The sequence below is a fragment of the Streptomyces sp. CA-142005 genome, assembly GCF_050942335.1.
Lineage (GTDB): Bacteria > Actinomycetota > Actinomycetes > Streptomycetales > Streptomycetaceae > Streptomyces.
Genome location: NZ_CP192078.1, coordinates 5831499 through 5851047, shown reverse-complemented (window position 1 = coordinate 5851047; position 19549 = coordinate 5831499). Strand labels below are relative to the sequence as shown.

The window sequence follows — 19549 nt, the reverse complement described above, 5'->3', positions numbered from 1 at the left end:
TCCGGGTCTCAGCGGGCGGTGCTCTCCAGGGCGCCGGTCGCCGGGGCGGGAGCCTCGCCGGCAGCGGCCTCCGGGGCGGTCGCGGGCGTCCGCCCGTCCCCCGCGGCGCGCCGGGCGGCGCTGCGCCGGGCCGGGATCGCCAGGGCCGCGACCGCGGCGAGGGCGACCACCGCCGAGCCGGTGACCAGGGCCGGCCGCAGGCCGTCCACGAAGCTCTGCGCGCTCTCGTAGCCGCCCTGCGCGGAGAAGATGGACGACATCACCGCGATGCCGAGCGCGCCGCCCACCTCGCGCAGCGCGTTGTTGGCGCCGGAGGCGATGCCCTGCTCCTGCGGGCGGACGCTGGACATCACCAGATTGGCGGCCGGCGCGAAGTACAGGGCCATGCCGATCCCGCTGACGACCAGGGCGGGCAGCTGGGCGGCGTAGGAGGCGTCCGTGGTGGCCACGGCGGCCATGTAGCCGAGACCGACGGCCTGCAGGAACAGGCCCGCGGCGACGACCGGGCGGCCGCCGATGCGGTCGGAGAGGATCCCGGCGATCGGCGCGACGAGCATCGGCATGCCGGTCCAGGGCAGCATCCTGAGGCCCGCCTCGGTGGGCGAGTAGCCGAGCACGCCCTGCATGTACTGGCTGAGCAGGAAGATCGAGCCGAACATGCCGACGAACATCAGCAGGCTGGCGGCGTTGATGCCGGAGAAGGCGCGGGACCGGAACAGCCGCATCGGCAGCATGGGGTTGGCCGCGCGCGAGCTGTACAGGACGAACCCGGCCAGCAGTGCGCCGCCCGCGAACAGCGCGGTCAGGACCACGGTGTCGGTCCAGCCGTCGGCGGGGCCGCGGACCAGGCCGTAGACGATCCCGAAGAGGCCGCCGCTGGCGAGCAGGGTGCCGGGCACGTCGAGCCGGGCGCCGGTGCCGTGGGACTCGGCGAGGCGCAGCCGGGCGAGCGGCAGCGTGATCAGGCCGAGCGGCACGTTCAGCCAGAAGATCCAGTGCCAGGAGACGTGCTCGGTGAGGCTGCCGCCGATGAGCGGTCCGGAGGCGACGGCGAGTCCGTTGACGGCGCCCCAGATGCCGTACATCATCCCGCGCTTGGCGGCGGGCACGGCCGCGGTCAGCAGGGTCAGCGTGAGCGGCATCATCACCGCCGCGCCGACGCCCTGGACCGCGCGGGCGGCGATCAGGGAGCCGATGCCGGGGGCCATGGCTGCGGCGGCGGAGGCCCCGGTGAACACGGCGAGTCCGGCGATGAAGAGCCGTCGGCGCCCGAAGCGGTCGCCGAGGGCCGCGCCGAACATCAGCAGGACGGCGAAGGTGAGCGTGTAGGCGCTCACGGTCCACTCGAGGTCGTCCAGGGCGCCGCCGAGGTCCTTGCGGATGGAGGGCAGGGCGGTGGTGACGACGAGGTTGTCGAGGGCCGCCATGAACCCGGCGACGCTGGTGATGACGAGGGCCCAGGCGGCGCTTCCGCGGCCGCCGTTCGTTGCGTTCTCCTGTGACATCTCTCCCCCAGAGAGCGATCTAGTTAGTTATTGATGACTAACTTTCCTGGGCAGGAAAAGAGGCGGACGATCCACCTCGTTCCGCTACTTCTCCAGCCGGCCCGTGACCCGGGCCGACGGATACATCCCCTCCCAGACCCGGTGTTCGGGTGGAAACCCCATGGCGGTGAGGGTGTTGATGAGCATTCCGTACGCCAGGAAGGTCGTGGTCTCGCCGTCGTCCGCCCCGAGCGGCAGGTGAACCGTGTCCCAGAGCTTCATCCAGGCCGCCCGTACGGCCTCGCCGAACTCGTGGTCGCCCTCCGCCTCGGCGGCCGCGACCGTGATGTACGTCTGCATCTGCATCTGGAGCTTCTCGGGCTGCTCCGTGATCAGCCGCACATAGGCGTTCGCCATGGCGTGCAGGGCCTCCTCGCCCTCCAGCCCCTTCGCCGCCTCCTCGAAGACCCGGCAGGTGTCCTCAACGCACCGGAGGGACGCGGCGGCGAAGATCGCCTTCTTGCCCGCGAAGAGCCGGAAGAGGTACGGCTGCGACACGCCCACGCGGCTGGCGATCGCCTCCGTGGAGGTGCCGTAGTAGCCCTTCTGCGCGAACTCGGCGATCGCCGCGCGAATGACGCTCTCGCGTCGTTCCTCTGCGCTCATCCTGACCATGAGAAGTAAGTTAGTGCTCAATCACTAACTTGGCAAGCCCCGCCGCCCGAGACACGCGTAAGGGGCGCCCCACCAGGGAGGACGCCCCTTACAGCACTGCTTCCGGTGGAGCCGTCAGGCCAGCCGTACGACCGCCCGGGACATGCCCAGCACCTTCTGGCCGGCGCTGGTCGCCGTCAGGTCCACGCGCACCGTGTTGTCGTCCAGCTTGGCCGCGACCTTGCCGCTGACCTCGATCAGCGCGCCCTTGTCGTCGTTGGGCACCACGACGGGCTTGGTGAAGCGGACGCCGTACTCCACGACCGCGCCCGGGTCCCCGGTCCAGTCGGTGACCACGCGGATCGCCTCGGCCATGGTGAACATGCCGTGCGCGATGACGTCCGGCAGGCCGACCTCCTTGGCGAACTTCTCGTTCCAGTGGATGGGGTTGAAGTCCCCGGAGGCACCCGCGTAGCGCACGAGCGTGGCGCGGGTCACAGGGAAGGACTGCGCCGGCAGTTCGGTGCCGACCTCGACGTCGTCGTACGCGATCTTCGCCGTCATCAGGTCCTCACGCCTCCTCGGCCGCGCGGGCCACGAGCTTGGTCCAGGCGGTCACGACGTGCTCGCCCGCCTCGTCGTGCACCTCACCGCGGACGTCCAGGATGTCGTTGCCCGCGAGGGACTTGATCCCCTCGATGGTGGAGGTGACGCTGAGCCGGTCGCCGGCGCGCACCGGGCGGCTGTAGGCGAACTTCTGGTCGCCGTGCACCACGCGGCTGTAGTCGAGACCGAGCTGCGGGTCCTCGACGATCTGCCCCGCGGCCGGGAAGGTGATGGCGAACACGAACGTCGGCGGGGCGATCACATCGGAATGACCGAACGCCTTCGCGGCCTCCGGGTCGGTGTAGACCGGGTTGGTCTCGCCCACCGCCTCGGCGAACTCGCGGATCTTCTCCCGGCCCACCTCATAGGGCGCGGTGGGTGGGTAGGTCCGTCCAACGAAGGACTGGTCGAGCGCCATGGCCCGGCACCTCCTGATGTCTGCTGTGATGGCCCCAAATTAGCCGGAATCCCGCCGGGGATTGTGCGGGGGGACGGGTGAGCCCCGGGCCGCTGAAGCGCGGGGGAAGCTGAAGCGCCGGTGATGCACCGGTGCTCGCCTGAGCGCTGGTGCTGCCGGAGCGCCGGCGCTGCCGCAGCACCGGCGAGCGGTGAAACGCCGCGAGGCCGCCCCCTCGGAAGGGGACGGCCTCGCGGACGAGCCTGTTTTATCGCGTTTCGCGGTGCGCGGTGTGCGCGTTGCAACGCGGGCAGTGCTTCTTCATCTCAAGACGGTCCGGGTTGTTACGCCGGTTCTTCTTGGTGATGTAGTTCCGCTCCTTGCACTCCACGCAGGCCAGCGTGATCTTCGGGCGGACGTCGGTGGCAGCCACGTGAGTGCTCCTAAGACGAACGGGTGGACTAATTCAACGCAAGAAAGAGTAGCCGATCGAAGGACCGACCCCGCAATCGGCTACTGTGAGTAGCGGTGACCGGACTTGAACCGGTGACACAGCGATTATGAGCCGCTTGCTCTACCGACTGAGCTACACCGCTGCGGTGCGATCGGGACCCGCCTTTCGACGGGAACCTCTCACACCAGAGCCCCAAAACGGAATCGAACCGTTGACCTTCTCCTTACCATGGAGACGCTCTGCCGACTGAGCTATTGGGGCGAGCGATGAAGACATTACACGGTCCGCCGCCGTTCACCCAAATCCGTATCCGGCAGCCCGCGACACCCCCCATCCCAGGGCTCGCAGTGACCTCATGAGTCGCTGGGCGGGGCCGGCGGGCAGGGGGTGAGTGCTCAGGCGCGGTACCCGTGCGTGGCCGATGCCCGTGGGGGCCGATGGCCGGGTGCCACTTGGAGGGGGGAGCGGTGGCACGCGCGCGTGGATGTCGTCGGCGCCGGGCACGGGCGGCGCCGGAAGCGACGCACGCGCGCGTGGACGTCATCGAGAGAGGGAGCGGGAGCCGGGCCACGCGCGTGAACGTCGTAGCCGTCTTGGCCGTCGTCGCAGAGAGCCGGAGGCCACGCGGGTGGGCGATGCTTGTACTGCCAAGGGTGGACCCCACCGGTACGACTATTGCGCTCCTGCGCGATCGGCGCCGTTCGCCACCCTAGGCTCGACTCGCTCTGCGTGATCTTGGGTCCGGGCTCCGGTGTCTCACGCCGGCCCGCCCGAGCCCCCGGCCCCCATCCTGGAGCGCGATGCCCGACAGCCAGCCGCAGCCCCACCCGCCGTCGAACTCCTCGGGATCCTCGGGTCAGTCCGACCCGGTCGCCCTGCTGCTGTGCGGGGCGCGGCTCACCGACGGCCGGACGGTGGACGTACGGCTGGGCCGCGGGCGCATCGAGGCGGTGGGCACGGCCGGCAGTCTGGCGCCGGGCCCCGCCCGGACGGCCGCCACGCGCGTGGACCTGAGCGGCTACCTGCTCCTGCCGGCCCCGGCCGAACCGCACGCCCACGGTGAGACCGCGCTGTCCGCCGAGCACCCCGGCCCGGTGTCGTACGCCCCCGAGGACGTCCAGCGCCGGGCGACGGAGGCGGCCCTGCTGCAGCTCGGCCACGGGGCCACGGCGGCACGCACGCACGTGCGCGTGGGCGACGTGCAAGGGCTCGGCGCGCTGGGCGCCGTCCTGCAGGCGCGGCGCTCGCTGCGGGGACTCACCGAGCTGACGACGGTGGCGATGCCACGGCTGCTGACAGGGGTGGCCGGGGCCGACGGGCTGGCGATACTGCGCGACGCGCTCAAGATGGGCGCCTCCGTGGTGGGCGGCTGCCCCGACCTGGACCCCGATCCCACGGGCTATGTCGAGACCGTCCTGGACGTGGCCTCCGAGCACGGCTGCCCGGTGGATCTGCACACGGACGCCTCCGACCCGGCCCGGTTGTCCCGGCTCGCGGCCATGGCCGGAGGCCTGCGCCCCGGCGTGACGATCGGGCCGTGCGCCGGTCTCGCGCGCCTCCCCACCGAGGCCGCCTCCCGCGCCGCCGACCAGCTCGCGGCCGCCGGTGTGACGGTCGTGTGCCTGCCCCAGGGCGGCTGCTGCGGAACCGACCGCCGGGGCGCGGCTCCGGTACGGCTGCTGCGTGCGGCCGGTGTGCGCGTGTCGGCCGGCAGCGGCGCCCTGCGCGACGCCTCCAACCCCGTCGGCCGCGGTGACCCCTTGGAAGCCGCCTACCTCCTCGCCTCCGCCCACGGCCTGCGCCCGGAGGACGCCTACGATGCCGTCAGTGCCTCGGCCCGCGCGATGCTGGGCCTGCCGGAGGTACGCGTGGAGGCCGGCTTCCCCGCCGACCTGCTCGCCGTACGCGGCAACCGCCTGGCCGGCGCCCTGTCACTGGCGTACAGCCGGATCGTGGTCCACCGGGGCCGGGTGGTGGCCCGCACGAGCGCGGTACGGGAGTACTGCAACTCGGCGGCCACGGCGGAACTCGGGTTGCCGCGGCAGGGGCGGGGCGAGTTGTCGTGAGCGGGCGTGATTCGGGGTGTTGTGCGGGGCACGGTTCGGGGTGGGGGCCTGGGGCGCGCGGGTGGGCGTACGCGCCGGGCGTGTGCACGTGCGCACCCGGCGCGGGGCGGTGGGCGTGAGCCCGGCGCGGGCCTGCCACGCCGGTTAACTCGTGCGGCGGATGCGTCCCTTCCGGCGTACGGTCGGAATCATGCGCATTGTCATCGCTGGGGGCCATGGACAGATCGCGCTGCGGTTGGAGCGCCTGCTCTCCGCGCGCGGCGACGAGGTCGCGGGGATCATCCGCAAGCCGGAACAGGGCGACGATCTGCGGGCGGCCGGCGCCGAACCGGTGCTGCTCGACCTGGAGTCCGCCTCGGTGGAGGGGGTCGCGGCGCATCTGCAGGGCGCCGATGCGGCCGTCTTCGCGGCCGGTGCGGGCCCGGGCAGCGGGGCGGCGCGCAAGGAGACGGTGGACAGGGGCGCGGCGGTGCTGTTCGCTGACGCGGCCGTTCGCGCGGGCGTGCGCCGCTTCCTGGTCGTGTCCTCGATGGGCGCGGATCCCGCGCACCAGGGCGACGATGTCTTCGACGTGTATCTGCGCGCCAAGGGCGAGGCCGACGCGTACGTCGCCCGCCAGGAGTCCCTGGACTGGACGATCCTGCGCCCCGGCTCGCTGACGAACGACGCCGGTACCGGTCAGGTCCGGCTGGAGGCGCACACCGGGCGCGGCGCGATTCCCCGGGACGATGTGGCGACCGTACTCGCGGAGTTGGTGGACACCCCGGCGACGACCGGCCTGACGCTGGAGCTGATCAGCGGATCGACGCCGGTGTCGGTCGCGGTGAAGTCGGTGGCCGGGAACTGAGGCCCACCACCGGCCGTTGAACGGACAGACCCCGCCATCGAGCCTTCAGCACCACCGACCTGCCGCCCCGTCAGGTTCCCGCGAACACCCGCCCCCACCACAAGTCGGCCCTCTCCGCCTCTTCGTTCCTTCCTCAGAACAGAGGCAGCTGACCCGGAAACTCCGGTACGACGTATCCGTCCAGCGCCGGCTGCAGGGCGCCGAGTTGCGCCTGCTGCCGCGACCCGGCGCAGGAGACGAGCTCCCCGTTCTCCCGCGCCCCGGGCGGGTCGTGCCGCGCGTAGCGGCCCGCGACGACAGCGATGTCGCGGTGGCACACAGGACAGGTTCTACGTCGGGTGGACATGCCGTCAGTGTGCCCGCGCCAAGGCGGACGCGACACCGCCACCGACCGACACCGCTGTCAAGTGCGGGTCTCGGCCTCCCAGTGATCGGGGCCCACTCCGCGCCAGTCGATCAGCGGCGAGTCGGCCACCTGCTCCGGCTCGATCTCCAGCCCCGCGCGGCGCAGGAACTCCACCAGGTCGCCCACGTTGTGCGCCAAGCCGAGGATCTCGCCGTCCACCCGGACCCGGCGGCCGCCGGTCGGGGACGGCAGGTGCACGATGATGGGTCGTTTCCCGGCCATGGCTCCAGCATTGTCCGGACCGTCGGGGCCCGCACCTGGACCGGTCATTCCAGTATTCCCAGCGCGGTGTCGGGGCGGCACAGTGGGCATGCGGCGATTTCTCCTTCGGTGAGTGCGCGTACCGCCTGGTCCCGGCTGGCCCCCTTCGCACGCCCGCCGGCGCTCGCGCAGCCGCCGACATGGACGTACACCGCGGTGCGGCCGTTCAGCCCGCGCTCGATCAGCCAGTCCGGAGCGGCCTGCCGGGTGGCGAGGCGGCGCTCCCGTTCGGCCTCCCGGCGTTCTTCGTCCGCGATCCACCGGTCCATCAGGGCGAGCTGTCGCGCGGCCTGGTGTTCGACGACGCGGCGGGCGAAACGCAGCATGTCGAGACGCGTCAGCGGACGGTCATCGTTCACACGTTCGATTCTAGTGAAGAGACCCGGAAGTGCGACCAGCGGGATGCGACCGAACAAGGTCCAGGGGCGCCACCGCCCCACACCCGCCCCCGGTGAACGGTGCTGCGAACCGGGGTGAAGCGCGATCGAAGTCGGTTCCTGAGCGGCCCCACTCACGTCGGCTGGACTTTCGTCCGACTCCGAGGCGCGAGATCCTGGTACTCCGACCGTGGGCCAGCGAACAAATGCCGGACCGGGCGCATCTCACGCGTTCGTAAGGCACACCTCATGCTGATGTGGCCCGGAGACGCGACGGCCACCGTCGCGTCTCCCCCGAAGGAGGCCGGCGATGAATCTTCCGACGTACCGTGACTGCAGAAGCGCGACCGCATCGCCGCGGCTCCCCCGCCGGGCCGGGACAGCACGAAGACTGAGCACCGCCGCCGTGGCCGCGATGCTCCTCGCGGGCTGTGGTGCGGGCGCCCCCAAGGCGACCCCGCACTCCAGTGGCCCCGGCGTGTCCCGCACCCCGTCCGCCACGCCTTCCTTCTCCCAGTCGTCCCTCACCCCGGACCTCTCCACCACCGCCACCGTCAACACCGCCAGCGCCACCGCGTGCACCAACAGCACGAAGCTGGCCGGGTGGTCGAACCGCCGGCTGGCCATGCTGACCGTCGCCGTCCCGGTGTCCGAGACCTCGGTGTCGGACGTCACCACCGAGGTGAGCGCCGGTGCGGGCGGTGTGCTGCTGTTCGGCAGCAAGGCGCCGTCCGACCTCGGCTCCCGGCTGACCACCCTGAAGACCCATGTGCCGGGCCACCTGGGCCTGCTGGTGATGACCGACGAGGAGGGCGGCGGCATCCAGCGCATGGCGAACCTCGTCGGATCCCTGCCCTGGGCCGCGTACATGGGCGCGCACTGGACTCCGGCCCAGATCCAGCAGAACGTCACCAAGGTCGCGACCAAGATGGCCGCCGCCCAGGTGAACATGGACCTCGCCCCGGTGGTCGACGTCGACGGCAGGAACGTGGCCCCCAGTAAGACCAACCCCGACGGATGGCGGTCCTTCAGCGGGAGCACCTCGGTGGTCTCCAAGGACGGGGTCGCGTACATGAACGGGTTGCGCGCCGGAAACGTGATCCCCGTCGTCAAGCACTTCCCGGGCCTCGGCGGCTCCAGCTACAACTCCGACTTCGGCCCCGCCCACACCCTGCCCTGGTCCACCCTGCAAAAGGTGGCCATCCCGCCGTTCATAGCGGCCATCAAGGCCGGCGCCCCGGCCATCATGGTCTCCAACAACGTCGTGCCGGGCCTGGGCACCAACCCGGCGAGCCTGTCACCCACCGCCATCAGCTCGGAACTGCGCGGCAAGCTGAGCTTCAAGGGGCTGGTGGTCACCGACTCGCTCAGCGCCAAGGCGATCTCCGCCGCCGGCTTCAGCGTCCCCACCGCCGCCGTCCAGGCCCTGCGCTCCGGCGCCGACATGGTCATGTTCGACCTGGGGGGCAACGTCAGCTCCCAGACGTCCGCGATCGCCACGGCGATCACCAATGCGGTGGCCGGCGGACACCTCGCCCGCAGCCGCCTCATCGACGCGGCGGGGCACGTCCTGGCCGTCCGGCACGTGAACCTCTGCCCCTGATCACGAGTGGCGCTCCACCGTCGCGACGGACGTGCGGAACAACAGACGCCGTGGAACGGCAGACGCCGCGAAACGGCAGGCAGTGACGGCCAGGGCAGTCGCAGAGCCCCCTCAAGCGACCAGTAGCGGGCTCTCCCGTGCCTCATCCCTCGCCGCCCGCCCGCATGATCTACGCGCGCGTGCGTAAGCCTCTGGCCGAACTCCGGAGCCGACCCGGCGGAGGCCCGCCCGCCGCGCCGGCCACTCGGTGGCCGGAACGCCGAAAGGGGGCCGTTTGACGGCGCCAGGATTCGAACCTGGGGGCTGAGCCGGCACGCCCACCCCTCCTCACAGCACGGGAGGCGGTGTGCGAGCGGCACGGGCCGGAATCCACACCCGCCCCGTACGCCCTCGTACACCCCGAACCGGCGCCCACCCCGGTCGCCGCCGACGCCTCGGCAGGCGTACCCGTCTGGAACCGTCCGCGCTGGTCACGGCCCGTGCGGACGCCCAGGACGCACTCCGTGCGTACACCGAGTCCGAACATCCGAAACAGACGGGTCTCCTGCTCAGCGCGCGAGCGCTGGACGAGGCATTCGGCATGAGCGAGACCTGGGTACGTGAGCAGATCCTCGCCGTCCACGACGACGAGCCCTCCCGCCCCGTCATGCGAGCTGTCGACACCGCGGTCGTCTGATGGCCGGCATCCCCGTCTATCGGTGGGAGTGTCCGCGCCGCCGCTTATCCCGAGGAGCAGCGCGTGGCCGTCGCCTGAACACCACCCGCTCTGAAGGGACTTCTGAGTGCAGACCACGCATCACCGCGCCCTTGTCGCCCTCGGCCTGCCGGCCTGGATGCCCGTGCTCGCCCCACGGGCGACGCCCGCTGCTGGGAGCCCGAACGCCTGTGGCTGTTTTCTGCCGCCGGCCGCCGCCGCTGCCGCCGCCTCGCCAGGCGCTGACCCCTCACCCACGTGATCACCGGCGCGTTCGCGCGCCTGCAGGCCCTGCCGATCTCCGGCTGACCAGCGGAAACGCTCTGCCTCTACGCCCTGAGCCCCGCCCCGGAGCCGTGGAACCCGGCGTCCACGCGGCGCGACAGCGGGCCACCCGCCTGCCCATGGCGGGACCGGCAAGCCGAAACGGCCTGGCAGACAAACTGACGGGTCGTCATGACAATTGAGGTCAATTACTTTATCGCCCGGCTTCCAGAGGCGCCACCGGCGCTGAGCCACGGGTTTCAGACATGTCAGCACCTGGCCTAAAACCGCAGGTCGAACCGTTATCGCAGGCAGCTCGCACGGAATGGGTGATGAGGCTGGATGCGGCTCAACGTTTGCATCCTCGAACCAATCGGACAGTTCCCTCGGCTATGCGAGGAGAGAGGACGCAAGATGTTCCCGAAGCGCAAGGTGACGCGCAATTGGCGCCAAGACGAGGGAGCTCCCTCGCATCACCCCCGCCTGGGTGCGAAGGCGGCGGCCCTGATCGTGCTCGGCAGCGGGGTAGGTCTCTGGTCGGCGCCCATGGCGCACGCCGCAAGTCATGATTCGCTCAACACCTTCCGCTCAAGCGGCATTCTCACCATCTTCGACGACCGGGCGGACGCCAAGGACGACGCAGACGTCGACTCCGCCCAGGACCGGGCGGACGCCAAGGATGACGCTGAAATCGACGCTGCCCAGGACCGGGCGGACGCCGAGGACGAGGCAGACGCCAACTCCACCCACGACTGGGCGGACTTCGACGACGAAGAAGACGCCAAGGCCACCCACGACCGTGCGGACTTCGGCGACGATGCAGACGACGACACTGCGGAGGACCGGGCGGACTTCGACGACGAAGACGCCAAGGCCACCAACGACCGCGCGGACTTCGACGACGATGCAGACGACTACGCTTCCCACGACTGGGCGGACTTCGACGACGACGGCTTGCGGATTACTGTCATCGTCAACAACAACAATAACAATGGCGGCAACGCCAACAACAACAACAATAACAACGTTGGGCGCACCAACAACAACAATAACAACAACGGCTGATTTCATGGTCTGGGTGGATGGAAAAGCCATCCGCCCAGACCACGAATTTCTGTAGAAGCACGGCATATGCCAGCTGTTTCTCGCCGACCTTCACCGTAAAGCAATTCCTCGGGTACTCGCGACCTGCGCATACCGGCCCGGCGGCTGGCCGACGACGAGGTATACGTCCGAAAAAGAACTGGATGCGTCTGCGCACCGGCCACGGCCGCAAGGGCGACCGCCACTACGACCGGGCCATGCTCGACATCCACCCTGACGACAACCCCGACCACCACGCACCCGGCCGCGCCGTCGTCCTCGTCCGCCGCCACCGCTACACCCGCGAACTCTCCTTCTCCCGCTGCCACTCCACCGCTCCCGTCACCCTGGCCACCCTCGTCGGCATGGTCTGCGCCTGCCGCCTCGACCAGGGCCAGGCCACCTGCTGGAACTCCTGGTCGGCGTGCCGCTGCCGGCAGCCCGGCTGCGACTTCCGGGTGAGGAGTGCTCACAGCACGACGGAACTCAGCACTGAGCCGGTAGTCGTCGAGGCTGCCCCACCCCTCCGGCGCCGCCTGGACGGACAGCGGCGAAGCGCCGCGTGTTCCAGACCCTGTGGGACGGACTCCGGCGACTACAGATCGGCGTAGGCCAAGCACCCGTATGACCTTCGCCACGCTGCGGTGTCCACCTGGCTCAGCTCCGGGGTGGAGCCCCAACTCGTGGCGGAGCGCGTCGGCCACAGTGTGCACAGTGTGGCGGTGAGGGCGACGAGGTGGCGAACGCCAAGATCTCCGTCCGCCTGAGGCAGGCCGGGCGACGGGCCGGAAATCCCGTCCACGCCCCGTCCACACACCGAGACGCGGCGTTCGAACGCGGGACAGCGTGAGACGGTCCGCTGATCACTCGGGGATACGACAAGGGCCCGGTGACCTGCTGTTCTCGCAGGTCACCGGGCCCTTGCTCCCGTGTGGCGGCGCCAGGATTCGAACCTGGGAAGGCTGAGCCGGCAGATTTACAGTCTGCTCCCTTTGGCCGCTCGGGCACACCGCCGGGTTGGCCACCAGATCGAACCGCTTTTCGGCGGTGCCCCCTGGCGACGACGTAAACAATACCCGATACACGGGGGTGCTTCGCCACCCGATTGATCTCCACCCCTCGGCTCGTGGGGTGGCTAGGCTGGTGCGGATGCGGCCCGGTCTCATGCCGGGCCCGGCGGCCGCCGCCGCGCACGCCGGCACGCGCCCGATACGCATCCGATACTCACCCCGATACAAGGAGCCACAGGACATGGCCGACTCCAGTTTCGACATCGTCTCGAAGGTCGAGCGGCAGGAGGTCGACAACGCCCTCAACCAGGCCGCCAAGGAGATCTCGCAGCGCTACGACTTCAAGGGCGTGGGTGCCTCGATCTCGTGGTCCGGGGACAAGATCCTCATGGAGGCGAACTCCGAGGACCGGGTGAAGGCTGTCCTCGACGTCTTCCAGTCCAAGCTGATCAAGCGCGGTATCTCGCTGAAGGCACTGGACGCGGGCGAGCCCCAGTTGTCCGGCAAGGAATACAAGATCTTCGCGTCGATCCAGGAGGGCATCTCCCAGGAGAACGCGAAGAAGGTGGCGAAGATCATTCGTGACGAGGGCCCGAAGGGCGTGAAGGCCCAGGTCCAGGGGGACGAACTGCGCGTCTCCTCCAAGAGCCGTGACGACCTGCAGGCCGTGATCGCGCTGCTGAAGGGCAAGGACTTCGACTTCGCGCTGCAGTTCGTGAACTACCGGTAAGCGACCGGCAGGACATCTGCGGCAGCACGGAAGGGCGGGCGCCCCCGAGCGGTGCCCGCCCTTCCGTGCTGTCGCCGGGCACGTTCACTGCCTGGTGTCGGCGGGTTCGTGGCCTGTTGACGAGGAAGACACCGGCGGTCCACCACCCGGTTCCGGCGCTCAGTAGGGTGCGGCGCATGACAACGTCCAGCACCGCACTGCGACGCGCCCTCGGCGTGCGGGACGCCGTGGTCGTCGGCCTCGGCTCGATGGTCGGAGCCGGCGTCTTCTCCGCCCTGGGGCCCGCCGCGCGTGCGGCCGGATCGGGGCTGCTGCCCGGGCTGGCGCTCGCGGCCTTGGTGGCCTACTGCAACGCCATGTCCTCGGCCCGGCTCGCCGCCCGCTACCCGGCCTCCGGCGGGACGTATGTGTACGGACGGGAACGGCTGGGCCCCTTCTGGGGCTATCTCGCGGGCTGGGCGTTCGTGGTCGGCAAGACGGCGTCCTGCGCGGCCATGGCGCTCACTGTGGGCGCCTACGTCTGGCCGGGGCAGGCGCATGCGGTGGCGGTCGCGGCCGTGGTGGCCCTGACGGCCGTGAACTACGGCGGGATCCAGAAGTCGGCGTGGCTGACGCGCGTGATCGTGGCTGTGGTGCTGGCCGTGCTCGCGGCCGTGGTGGTCGTGTGCCTGGCCTCCGGGCGGGCCGACGCCGGGCGGCTGGACATCGGGCTGTCGTCGGGCGCGGGCGGGGTGCTCCAGGCGGCGGGGCTGCTGTTCTTCGCGTTCGCCGGGTACGCGCGGATCGCGACGCTCGGGGAGGAGGTACGGGATCCGGCGCGCACGATTCCGCGTGCCATCCCGTTGGCCCTGGGGATCGCACTTGTGGTGTACGCGTGCGTGGCCGTCGCGGTGCTCGCCGTCCTCGGCGCGGACCGGCTCGGGCACGCGGCGGCGCCGCTGGCCGACGCGGTACGGGCGGCCGGCGTACCGGGACTCGCGCCGGTGGTGCGGGTGGGGGCGACGGTGGCGGCGCTCGGCTCGCTGCTCGCGCTGATCCTCGGTGTGTCCCGTACGACGCTCGCCATGGCCCGGGACGGGCATCTGCCGGGGGCGCTGGCGGCCGTGCACCCGCGGTTCCAGGTGCCGCACCGGGCGGAGCTCGCCGTGGGCGCGGTGGTCGCCGTACTGGCCGCGACGGTCGACGTGCGCGGTGCGATCGGCTTCTCCTCCTTCGGCGTGCTCGTCTACTACGCCGTCGCCAACGCCTCCGCGTGGAGCCTGAGTCCGGCCCCGTCGGCCCGTGTGGTGCCCGTGGTGGGCCTGCTGGGCTGCGCCACGCTGGCGTTCGCGCTGCCCGCCGTCTCGGTGGCGGTGGGGGCGGGAGTGCTCGCGGTGGGTGTGGCGGCCTACGGCGTACGACGACGGGCGCGGCGGCGCCCCACCGAGTGACCTCTCGTCAGCCGCGTCGGCACGCGCGTGTAGTGCCTCCTTTCCGCTGGCCCGCTCAGCCTGCAGCCGGCCCTGCCGATCGGGATCGTCTCCGAGCGTTCCCGATCACGCCACAGGGACGCTGCGGTTCTGCCCGAACGCGCTGACACGCTGATACTTGTGGCAGCGGGCATGCCGGCGGAGCGACCTGGAGAGGTACCGATCATGAAGGTGTTCAACCTGCTGCTCAACATCCTGTGGCTCGTGTTCTGCGGCTTCTGGATGGCGATCGGTTATCTCATCGCCGCCCTGATCTGCTTCGTCCTGATCGTCACCATTCCGTTCGGCATCGCGTCGCTGCGCATCGCCGGCTTCGTCCTGTGGCCGTTCGGCCGGACCACCGTGGACCGCCCGGACGCGGGGGCGGGCTCCTTCATCGGCAACGTGATCTGGGTGATCTTCGCGGGATGGTGGCTGGCGCTGGGCCACCTGATCACGAGCATCCCCCTGTTCCTGTCGATCATCGGGATCCCCTTCGGCTGGGCGAACCTCAAGCTCATCCCGATCTCCCTCATGCCGCTCGGGCGTGAGGTGGTGCCGTCGGACCAGGGTTTCGCCGGGCGCTGATCTCCGGAACCACCGTCTCCCCGGTGTCCACCGTTCCCTGTGAGCGCCTGCGCGGCGGCGGAAGGAATATCGCCCGCTGCTTGTCGAGCTGCTCGTGACGGCGAGTCGGTCGAGGACCAGCTCCAGTACGTCGTACGGGCTTCCCGAATCCCCGGCCGGCCCGGCAGCGGCGCCGCCGTCACCCTGCGGCACCGCAGTGTCCAGCACGACCCGGCAGACGGCCATGACTCTGCTCGTCTCCGGCACACGCCCAGCTCCACGACTTCGGCTACCCGCCACCGTCGGTCGGTCTCAGCGCCGAAACCGGCTCATGGGTTCACCCCGGCAACTCGGCGAGCTGCTCCATCGCGCTCCGCCTGGCGTCGGTCGGGGACACGCGATCCGGCGCGCGGGCTCCTGCCTTAGTGGGACATACCGGGACGGCGAGCCTTCACCGGTGGTGACCTGCCATCTTCTCCAGCCGGGCGATGCGGTCCGCCATCGGCGGGTGCGTGGAGAACATCCTGGTCAGGCCCTGGCCCGCGCGGAACGGGTTCGCGATCATCATGTGGCTGGCGGTCTCGATCCGCGGCTCCGGGGGCAGCGGGAGCTGCTGGGTGCCGACCTCCAGCTTGCGCAGGGCACTGGCGAGGGCCAGCGGGTCGCCGGTGAGCTGGGCGCCGGAGGCGTCCGCCTCGTATTCGCGGGAACGGCTGATGGCCAGCTGGATGAGGGAGGCGGCGAGCGGGCCGAGGATCATGATCAGAAGCAGGCCGAGCAGGCCGGGGCCGTCGTCGTCGTCCGAGCGGCCGACCGGGATCAGCCAGGCGAAGTTCACCAGGAACATGATCACCGAGGCGAGCGCGCCGGCGACCGAGGAGATGAGGATGTCGCGGTTGTAGACGTGGCTGAGCTCGTGGCCGATGACGCCCCGCAGCTCGCGCTCGTCCAGCAGGCGCAGGATGCCCTCGGTGCAGCACACGGCCGCATTGCGCGGGTTGCGACCCGTGGCGAAGGCGTTGGGGGCCTCGGTGGGCGAGATGTACAGGCGGGGCATGGGCTGTCGGGCCTGCGTGGACAGCTCGCGGACCATGCGGTACAGCGCCGGGGCCTCGAACTCGCTGACCGGGCGGGCGCGCATCGCGCGCAGCGCCAGCTTGTCGCTGTTCCAGTACGCGTACGCGTTCGTGCCGAGGGCCACCAGGACCGCGACGATCAGGCCGGTGCGGCCGAAGAGGCTGCCGATGACGATGATGAGGGCGGACAGTCCCCCGAGGAGTACTGCGGTCCTGAGCCCGTTGTGCCGGCGGTGCACCGTGCGCCCTCCAAGTCGTGCAGCTGGGGAACACTTTGGTCCAGTGGACCCTCCCGCTTCTGACAACGCCAGGCGGCGGCTGCGAGTTCCCTGGTGGATGCGGCTGCGCGCCTGGCCGTACGGGTGACGGGGCGTGTAGGGCCACGCGCGCGTGGAGGCTACGGGTGCCCCACGCGCGCGTGGCCGATTCCTCAGAACAGTCCGGTGGCCGCGAAACGGAGGACCAGCTGGGGTGCTCCGGAGAGGGCGACGCCGAGTACGCCGGTGAGGGCGAGGGCGGCCGTGAGGGGGGCCGGGACGCGGTGCCGGGCGGGTTCGCCCTCGGGGGCGCGGAACAGCAGGGCCGTCCACTGCAGGTAGTAGAAGAGGGCGATCACCACGTTGACGGCCATGACGACGGCGAGCCAGCCGAGGCCCGCGTCGACGGCCGCCGAGAACACGGTGACCTTGGCGAACAGCCCGATGACGCCCGGTGGCAGGCCGGCCAGGCACAGCAGGAAGAACGCCAGCAGCAGCGCGGTGAGCGGATTGGCGGCGTACAGGCCCCGGTAGTCGCTGATCCGGTTCAGCGCCCGGCTACGGCCCACCACGGCCGCCACCGCGAACGCGCCCAGGTTCACGGCGCCGTACATCAGCGCGTAGGCCACGGTGGAGCCGATCGCCTTCTGTGGGCCCGTGGCGTAGCCGGCGGCGGCGATCGGCACCAGCAGGTAGCCGGCCTGGCCGACGGAGGACCAGGCGAGCAGCCGTACGGCGCTGTACGCGCGCGTGGCCTGCTGGCGCAGGGCGCCGACGTTGCCGACGGTCATGGTGAGCGCGGCCAGGGCGGCGAGCGCGGGGCCCCAGACGTCGGCGTACGACGGGAACGCGACGACCGTGACGAGGATGAGCCCGGAGAAGCCGACCGCCTTGCCGACGACCGACAGATAGGCGGCGACGGGCAGCGGCGCGCCGACGTAGGTGTCGGGCACCCAGAAGTGGAAGGGCACGGCGGCCGTCTTGAACGCGAAGCCGATCAGGGTGAGGACGACCCCCGCCTGGGCGAGCGTGTGCAGCTGTCCGCCGACGTGCGGCAGGCGCTGGGCGACCTGGGTGAGGTAGAGGGTGCCGGTGGAGGCGTAGACGAAGCTGACGCCCATCAGGCTGACGGCGGTGGCCGTCACCGAGGACAGGAAGAACTTCAGGGCGGCCTCGGAGGACCGCTCGTCGCCGTGCCGGATGCCGACGAGGGCGAAGGCGGGCAGGGAGGCGACCTCCAGGGCGACGATCAGGGTGGCCAGGTCGCGGGAGGCGGGCAGCAGGGCGGCGCCGGCCGCGGAGGACAGCAGCAGGAACCAGAACTCGCCCGGCGGGACGCGCCGCTCGTCGTCCCTGAGGTTGGTGACCGACAGCAGGGCCGCGAGCAGGGCGCCGCCGAGGGACAGGAACTGGATGACGAGTGTGAAGTGGTCGGCGGTGTAGCTGCACGCGCGCGTACCACCGCCGGTCAGGCAGAAGGTGCTGCGGTCGCCGTCCAGGAGGGGCAGCAGCATCAGCGTGGCCACGGCGAGACCGGCGACCGATACCCAGCCGAGGACGGCCTTGCGGGCCTCGGGCAGGAACAGGTCGGCGACCAGGACGACGAGTGCGACCGCGGCGGCGATGGTCGGCGGGGCGACGGCGAGCCAGTCGACGGACTGGACCAGCGACTCGGCGAGGGGCTGGGCGCTCATCGGGTGCCTCCTGCGAGGAGCTGGTGCACGGCCGGATCGGTCAGGCCGAGCAGCGCCCTCGGCCACAGTCCGGCGGCGACGGTGAGGGCGACGAGCGGGGTCCAGGCGGCGAACTCGTAGCCGTGGACGTCGGCGAGCTTCGGGACTTCCTGTTCGATTCCGCCCATGCAGACGCGGCGGACCACGATCAGCATGTACGCGGCCGTCAGCAGGGTGCCGAACGCGCCGATCGCCATGAAGGTGAGGAAGGCCGGCCGGCTGAGGTCGGCGGCGGGCTTGAACGCGCCGAACAGGGCCAGCATCTCGCCCCAGAACCCGGCGAGCCCGGGCAGTCCGAGCGAGGCGACCGCGCCGAACGCGAGGAGGCCGCCGAGGCGCGGGGCCTTGCCGTACAGCGCGGCTCCCGTCTCCTCGGCAAGGGTGTCGAGGTCGGTGCTGCCGGTGCGGTCCTTCAGCGCGCCGACCAGGAAGAAGAGCAGGCCGGTGATGAGGCCGTGGGCGATGTTGGCGAACAGGGCGCCGTTGACGCCGGTCGGCGTCATGGTGGCGACGCCCAGCAGGACGAAGCCCATGTGACCGACCGAGGAGTAGGCGATCAGCCGCTTGAGATCACCCTTCGCGCCCCGCTTGGCCAGGGCCAGGCAGGCCAGGGACCCGTAGATGATCCCGACGACGGCGAACGCGGCGAGATAGGGCGCGAAGGTGTGGAAGCCGTGCGGCGCGATCGGCAGCAGGATCCGGACGAACCCGTACGTACCCATCTTGAGCAGGACACCGGCCAGCAGGACCGATCCGACGGTCGGGGCGGCGGTGTGGGCGTCGGGCAGCCAGCTGTGCAGCGGCCACATCGGCGACTTCACGGCGAGTCCGATCCCGATCGCCAGAACGGCGATGACCTGCACGGACGCGGTCAGCGACCGGCCGTTGTCAGTGGCGAGTGCCACCATGTCGAACGTGCCCGCCTTGATCCCGATCAGGAGCAGGCCGAGCAGCATGACCACAGAGCCGAGCAGCGTGAACAGGATGAACTTCCACGCGGCCCGGGTCCGGCCCTCGCCGCCCCAGCGGGCGATGAGGAAGTACATCGGGATGAGCACCATCTCGAACGCGAGGAAGAACAGCAGCAGGTCGAGGACGGCGAAGGTGGCGAGGGTGCCGGACTCGAGCAGGAGCAGCAGCGCGACGAACGCCTTCGGGGAGCCGCCCGCGGGCGGCTTGAAGTAGGAGTACAGCGCGCAGAGGAAGGTCAGCAGCGCGGTCAGGACGACGAGGGGGAGGGAGATGCCGTCGATGCCGAGGTGGATGCGCACGTCGAGTGCGGGGATCCAGCTGATGTCGGTCGTGGCCTGCATCTTCGACGGATGGTCGTGGTCGAAGCCGAGCGCCAGGACGATCGCGGCGATGAGGATCGCGCCGGTCACGGTCACGCCGTGCCGCAGCACGGCCTGCTCGGGCGACCTCCCCTTCAGTCCGGGCGGGGCCGGGAGGAGAGCGGCGACGGCGCCGAGGAGCGGGCCGACGACGACGAACGCCAGAAGGAACTGCATCACGGACTCGTTGATATCGATCAC

The 19549-nt window shown here is 70.7% G+C and carries 19 protein-coding genes and 3 tRNA genes; 8 read left to right on the top strand and 14 right to left on the bottom strand.

Annotated elements, in window-relative coordinates; genetic code table 11:
* Window positions 1–8: 8 nt before the first annotated feature.
* The 7 genes from ACQPXS_RS27440 to ACQPXS_RS27410 all read right to left on the bottom strand — a co-directional run bounded on the left by ACQPXS_RS27440 (window position 9) and on the right by ACQPXS_RS27410 (window position 3856).
* Entirely contained in the window at window positions 9–1505 is a 1497-nt protein-coding gene (locus ACQPXS_RS27440; protein ID WP_356302322.1) for a DHA2 family efflux MFS transporter permease subunit, read from the bottom strand.
* 84 nt (window positions 1506–1589) lie between these two features.
* Window positions 1590–2159, bottom strand: a complete 570-nt coding sequence (locus tag ACQPXS_RS27435) for a TetR/AcrR family transcriptional regulator (protein WP_433451913.1) — start codon at window positions 2157–2159, stop codon at window positions 1590–1592.
* A 114-nt stretch (window positions 2160–2273) separates the two neighbouring features.
* A complete protein-coding gene (locus ACQPXS_RS27430; RefSeq protein WP_365332584.1) occupies window positions 2274–2702 on the bottom strand; it encodes a MaoC family dehydratase in 429 nt (142 codons plus the stop codon).
* 7 nt (window positions 2703–2709) lie between these two features.
* A complete protein-coding gene (locus ACQPXS_RS27425) occupies window positions 2710–3162 on the bottom strand; it encodes an FAS1-like dehydratase domain-containing protein (protein ID WP_433451912.1) in 453 nt (150 codons plus the stop codon).
* Window positions 3163–3409: 247 nt separating this feature from the next.
* Window positions 3410–3574, bottom strand: a complete 165-nt coding sequence (gene rpmG, locus ACQPXS_RS27420; protein WP_003948671.1) for a 50S ribosomal protein L33 — start codon at window positions 3572–3574, stop codon at window positions 3410–3412.
* A 90-nt stretch (window positions 3575–3664) separates the two neighbouring features.
* A tRNA-Met gene (locus ACQPXS_RS27415) sits at window positions 3665–3737 on the bottom strand.
* Between the two features lie 46 nt (window positions 3738–3783).
* Window positions 3784–3856, bottom strand: a tRNA-Thr gene (locus ACQPXS_RS27410).
* 539 nt (window positions 3857–4395) lie between these two features.
* Between ACQPXS_RS27410 and ACQPXS_RS27405 the strand changes: the two genes are divergently transcribed.
* On the top strand, window positions 4396–5661 hold the full coding sequence (locus tag ACQPXS_RS27405; protein ID WP_433451911.1) for an amidohydrolase family protein: 1266 nt from the start codon (window positions 4396–4398) through the stop codon (window positions 5659–5661).
* 190 nt (window positions 5662–5851) lie between these two features.
* The gene (locus ACQPXS_RS27400) at window positions 5852–6508 is read left to right on the top strand and encodes an SDR family oxidoreductase (protein WP_433451910.1); all 657 of its coding nucleotides are present in this window, start codon (window positions 5852–5854) and stop codon (window positions 6506–6508) included.
* Window positions 6509–6641: 133 nt separating this feature from the next.
* On the opposite strand, the gene ACQPXS_RS27395 is transcribed toward ACQPXS_RS27400, so the two are convergent.
* The 3 genes from ACQPXS_RS27395 to ACQPXS_RS27385 are packed head-to-tail and all read right to left on the bottom strand — an operon-like array spanning window position 6642 to window position 7534.
* On the bottom strand, window positions 6642–6854 hold the full coding sequence (locus ACQPXS_RS27395; RefSeq protein ID WP_351802243.1) for a hypothetical protein: 213 nt from the start codon (window positions 6852–6854) through the stop codon (window positions 6642–6644).
* A gap of 57 nt (window positions 6855–6911) precedes the next feature.
* Complete coding sequence (locus ACQPXS_RS27390; protein ID WP_356302340.1) at window positions 6912–7136, bottom strand: hypothetical protein; 225 nt, start codon at window positions 7134–7136, stop codon at window positions 6912–6914.
* 44 nt (window positions 7137–7180) lie between these two features.
* Window positions 7181–7534 (bottom strand): DUF6233 domain-containing protein, encoded by a 354-nt coding sequence (locus tag ACQPXS_RS27385; RefSeq protein WP_351802247.1) that lies wholly within the window; start codon window positions 7532–7534, stop codon window positions 7181–7183.
* Between the two features lie 433 nt (window positions 7535–7967).
* Between ACQPXS_RS27385 and ACQPXS_RS27380 the strand changes: the two genes are divergently transcribed.
* The 3 genes from ACQPXS_RS27380 (at window position 7968) to ACQPXS_RS27370 (ending at window position 11807) form a co-directional block, all read left to right on the top strand.
* Window positions 7968–9155 (top strand): glycoside hydrolase family 3 N-terminal domain-containing protein, encoded by a 1188-nt coding sequence (locus ACQPXS_RS27380; protein WP_433455964.1) that lies wholly within the window; start codon window positions 7968–7970, stop codon window positions 9153–9155.
* A 1372-nt stretch (window positions 9156–10527) separates the two neighbouring features.
* Window positions 10528–11178: a hypothetical protein gene (locus ACQPXS_RS27375; RefSeq protein ID WP_433451907.1), complete on the top strand. Its 651-nt coding sequence runs from the start codon at window positions 10528–10530 to the stop codon at window positions 11176–11178.
* A 182-nt stretch (window positions 11179–11360) separates the two neighbouring features.
* Entirely contained in the window at window positions 11361–11807 is a 447-nt protein-coding gene (locus tag ACQPXS_RS27370; RefSeq protein ID WP_433451906.1) for a hypothetical protein, read from the top strand.
* A gap of 321 nt (window positions 11808–12128) precedes the next feature.
* Here the strand turns inward: ACQPXS_RS27370 and ACQPXS_RS27365 are convergent.
* Window positions 12129–12210, bottom strand: a tRNA-Tyr gene (locus ACQPXS_RS27365).
* A 237-nt stretch (window positions 12211–12447) separates the two neighbouring features.
* Between ACQPXS_RS27365 and ACQPXS_RS27360 the strand changes: the two genes are divergently transcribed.
* The 3 genes from ACQPXS_RS27360 (at window position 12448) to ACQPXS_RS27350 (ending at window position 14972) form a co-directional block, all read left to right on the top strand.
* Window positions 12448–12936, top strand: coding sequence for a YajQ family cyclic di-GMP-binding protein (locus ACQPXS_RS27360; RefSeq protein WP_166001462.1), 489 nt, complete (start codon window positions 12448–12450; stop codon window positions 12934–12936).
* A gap of 176 nt (window positions 12937–13112) precedes the next feature.
* The gene (locus ACQPXS_RS27355; protein ID WP_433451904.1) at window positions 13113–14366 is read left to right on the top strand and encodes an APC family permease; all 1254 of its coding nucleotides are present in this window, start codon (window positions 13113–13115) and stop codon (window positions 14364–14366) included.
* 204 nt (window positions 14367–14570) lie between these two features.
* A complete protein-coding gene (locus ACQPXS_RS27350; protein WP_356307606.1) occupies window positions 14571–14972 on the top strand; it encodes a YccF domain-containing protein in 402 nt (133 codons plus the stop codon).
* 430 nt (window positions 14973–15402) lie between these two features.
* On the opposite strand, the gene htpX is transcribed toward ACQPXS_RS27350, so the two are convergent.
* The 3 genes from htpX to ACQPXS_RS27335 all read right to left on the bottom strand — a co-directional run bounded on the left by htpX (window position 15403) and on the right by ACQPXS_RS27335 (window position 19549).
* On the bottom strand, window positions 15403–16266 hold the full coding sequence (gene htpX / locus ACQPXS_RS27345) for a zinc metalloprotease HtpX (protein ID WP_351802259.1): 864 nt from the start codon (window positions 16264–16266) through the stop codon (window positions 15403–15405).
* A gap of 191 nt (window positions 16267–16457) precedes the next feature.
* A complete protein-coding gene (locus tag ACQPXS_RS27340) occupies window positions 16458–17978 on the bottom strand; it encodes an NADH-quinone oxidoreductase subunit N (protein ID WP_433451903.1) in 1521 nt (506 codons plus the stop codon).
* Window positions 17975–19549, bottom strand: coding sequence for an NADH-quinone oxidoreductase subunit M (locus ACQPXS_RS27335; protein ID WP_433451902.1), 1575 nt, complete (start codon window positions 19547–19549; stop codon window positions 17975–17977). Before ACQPXS_RS27335 ends, ACQPXS_RS27340 begins: the two co-directional genes overlap by 4 nt.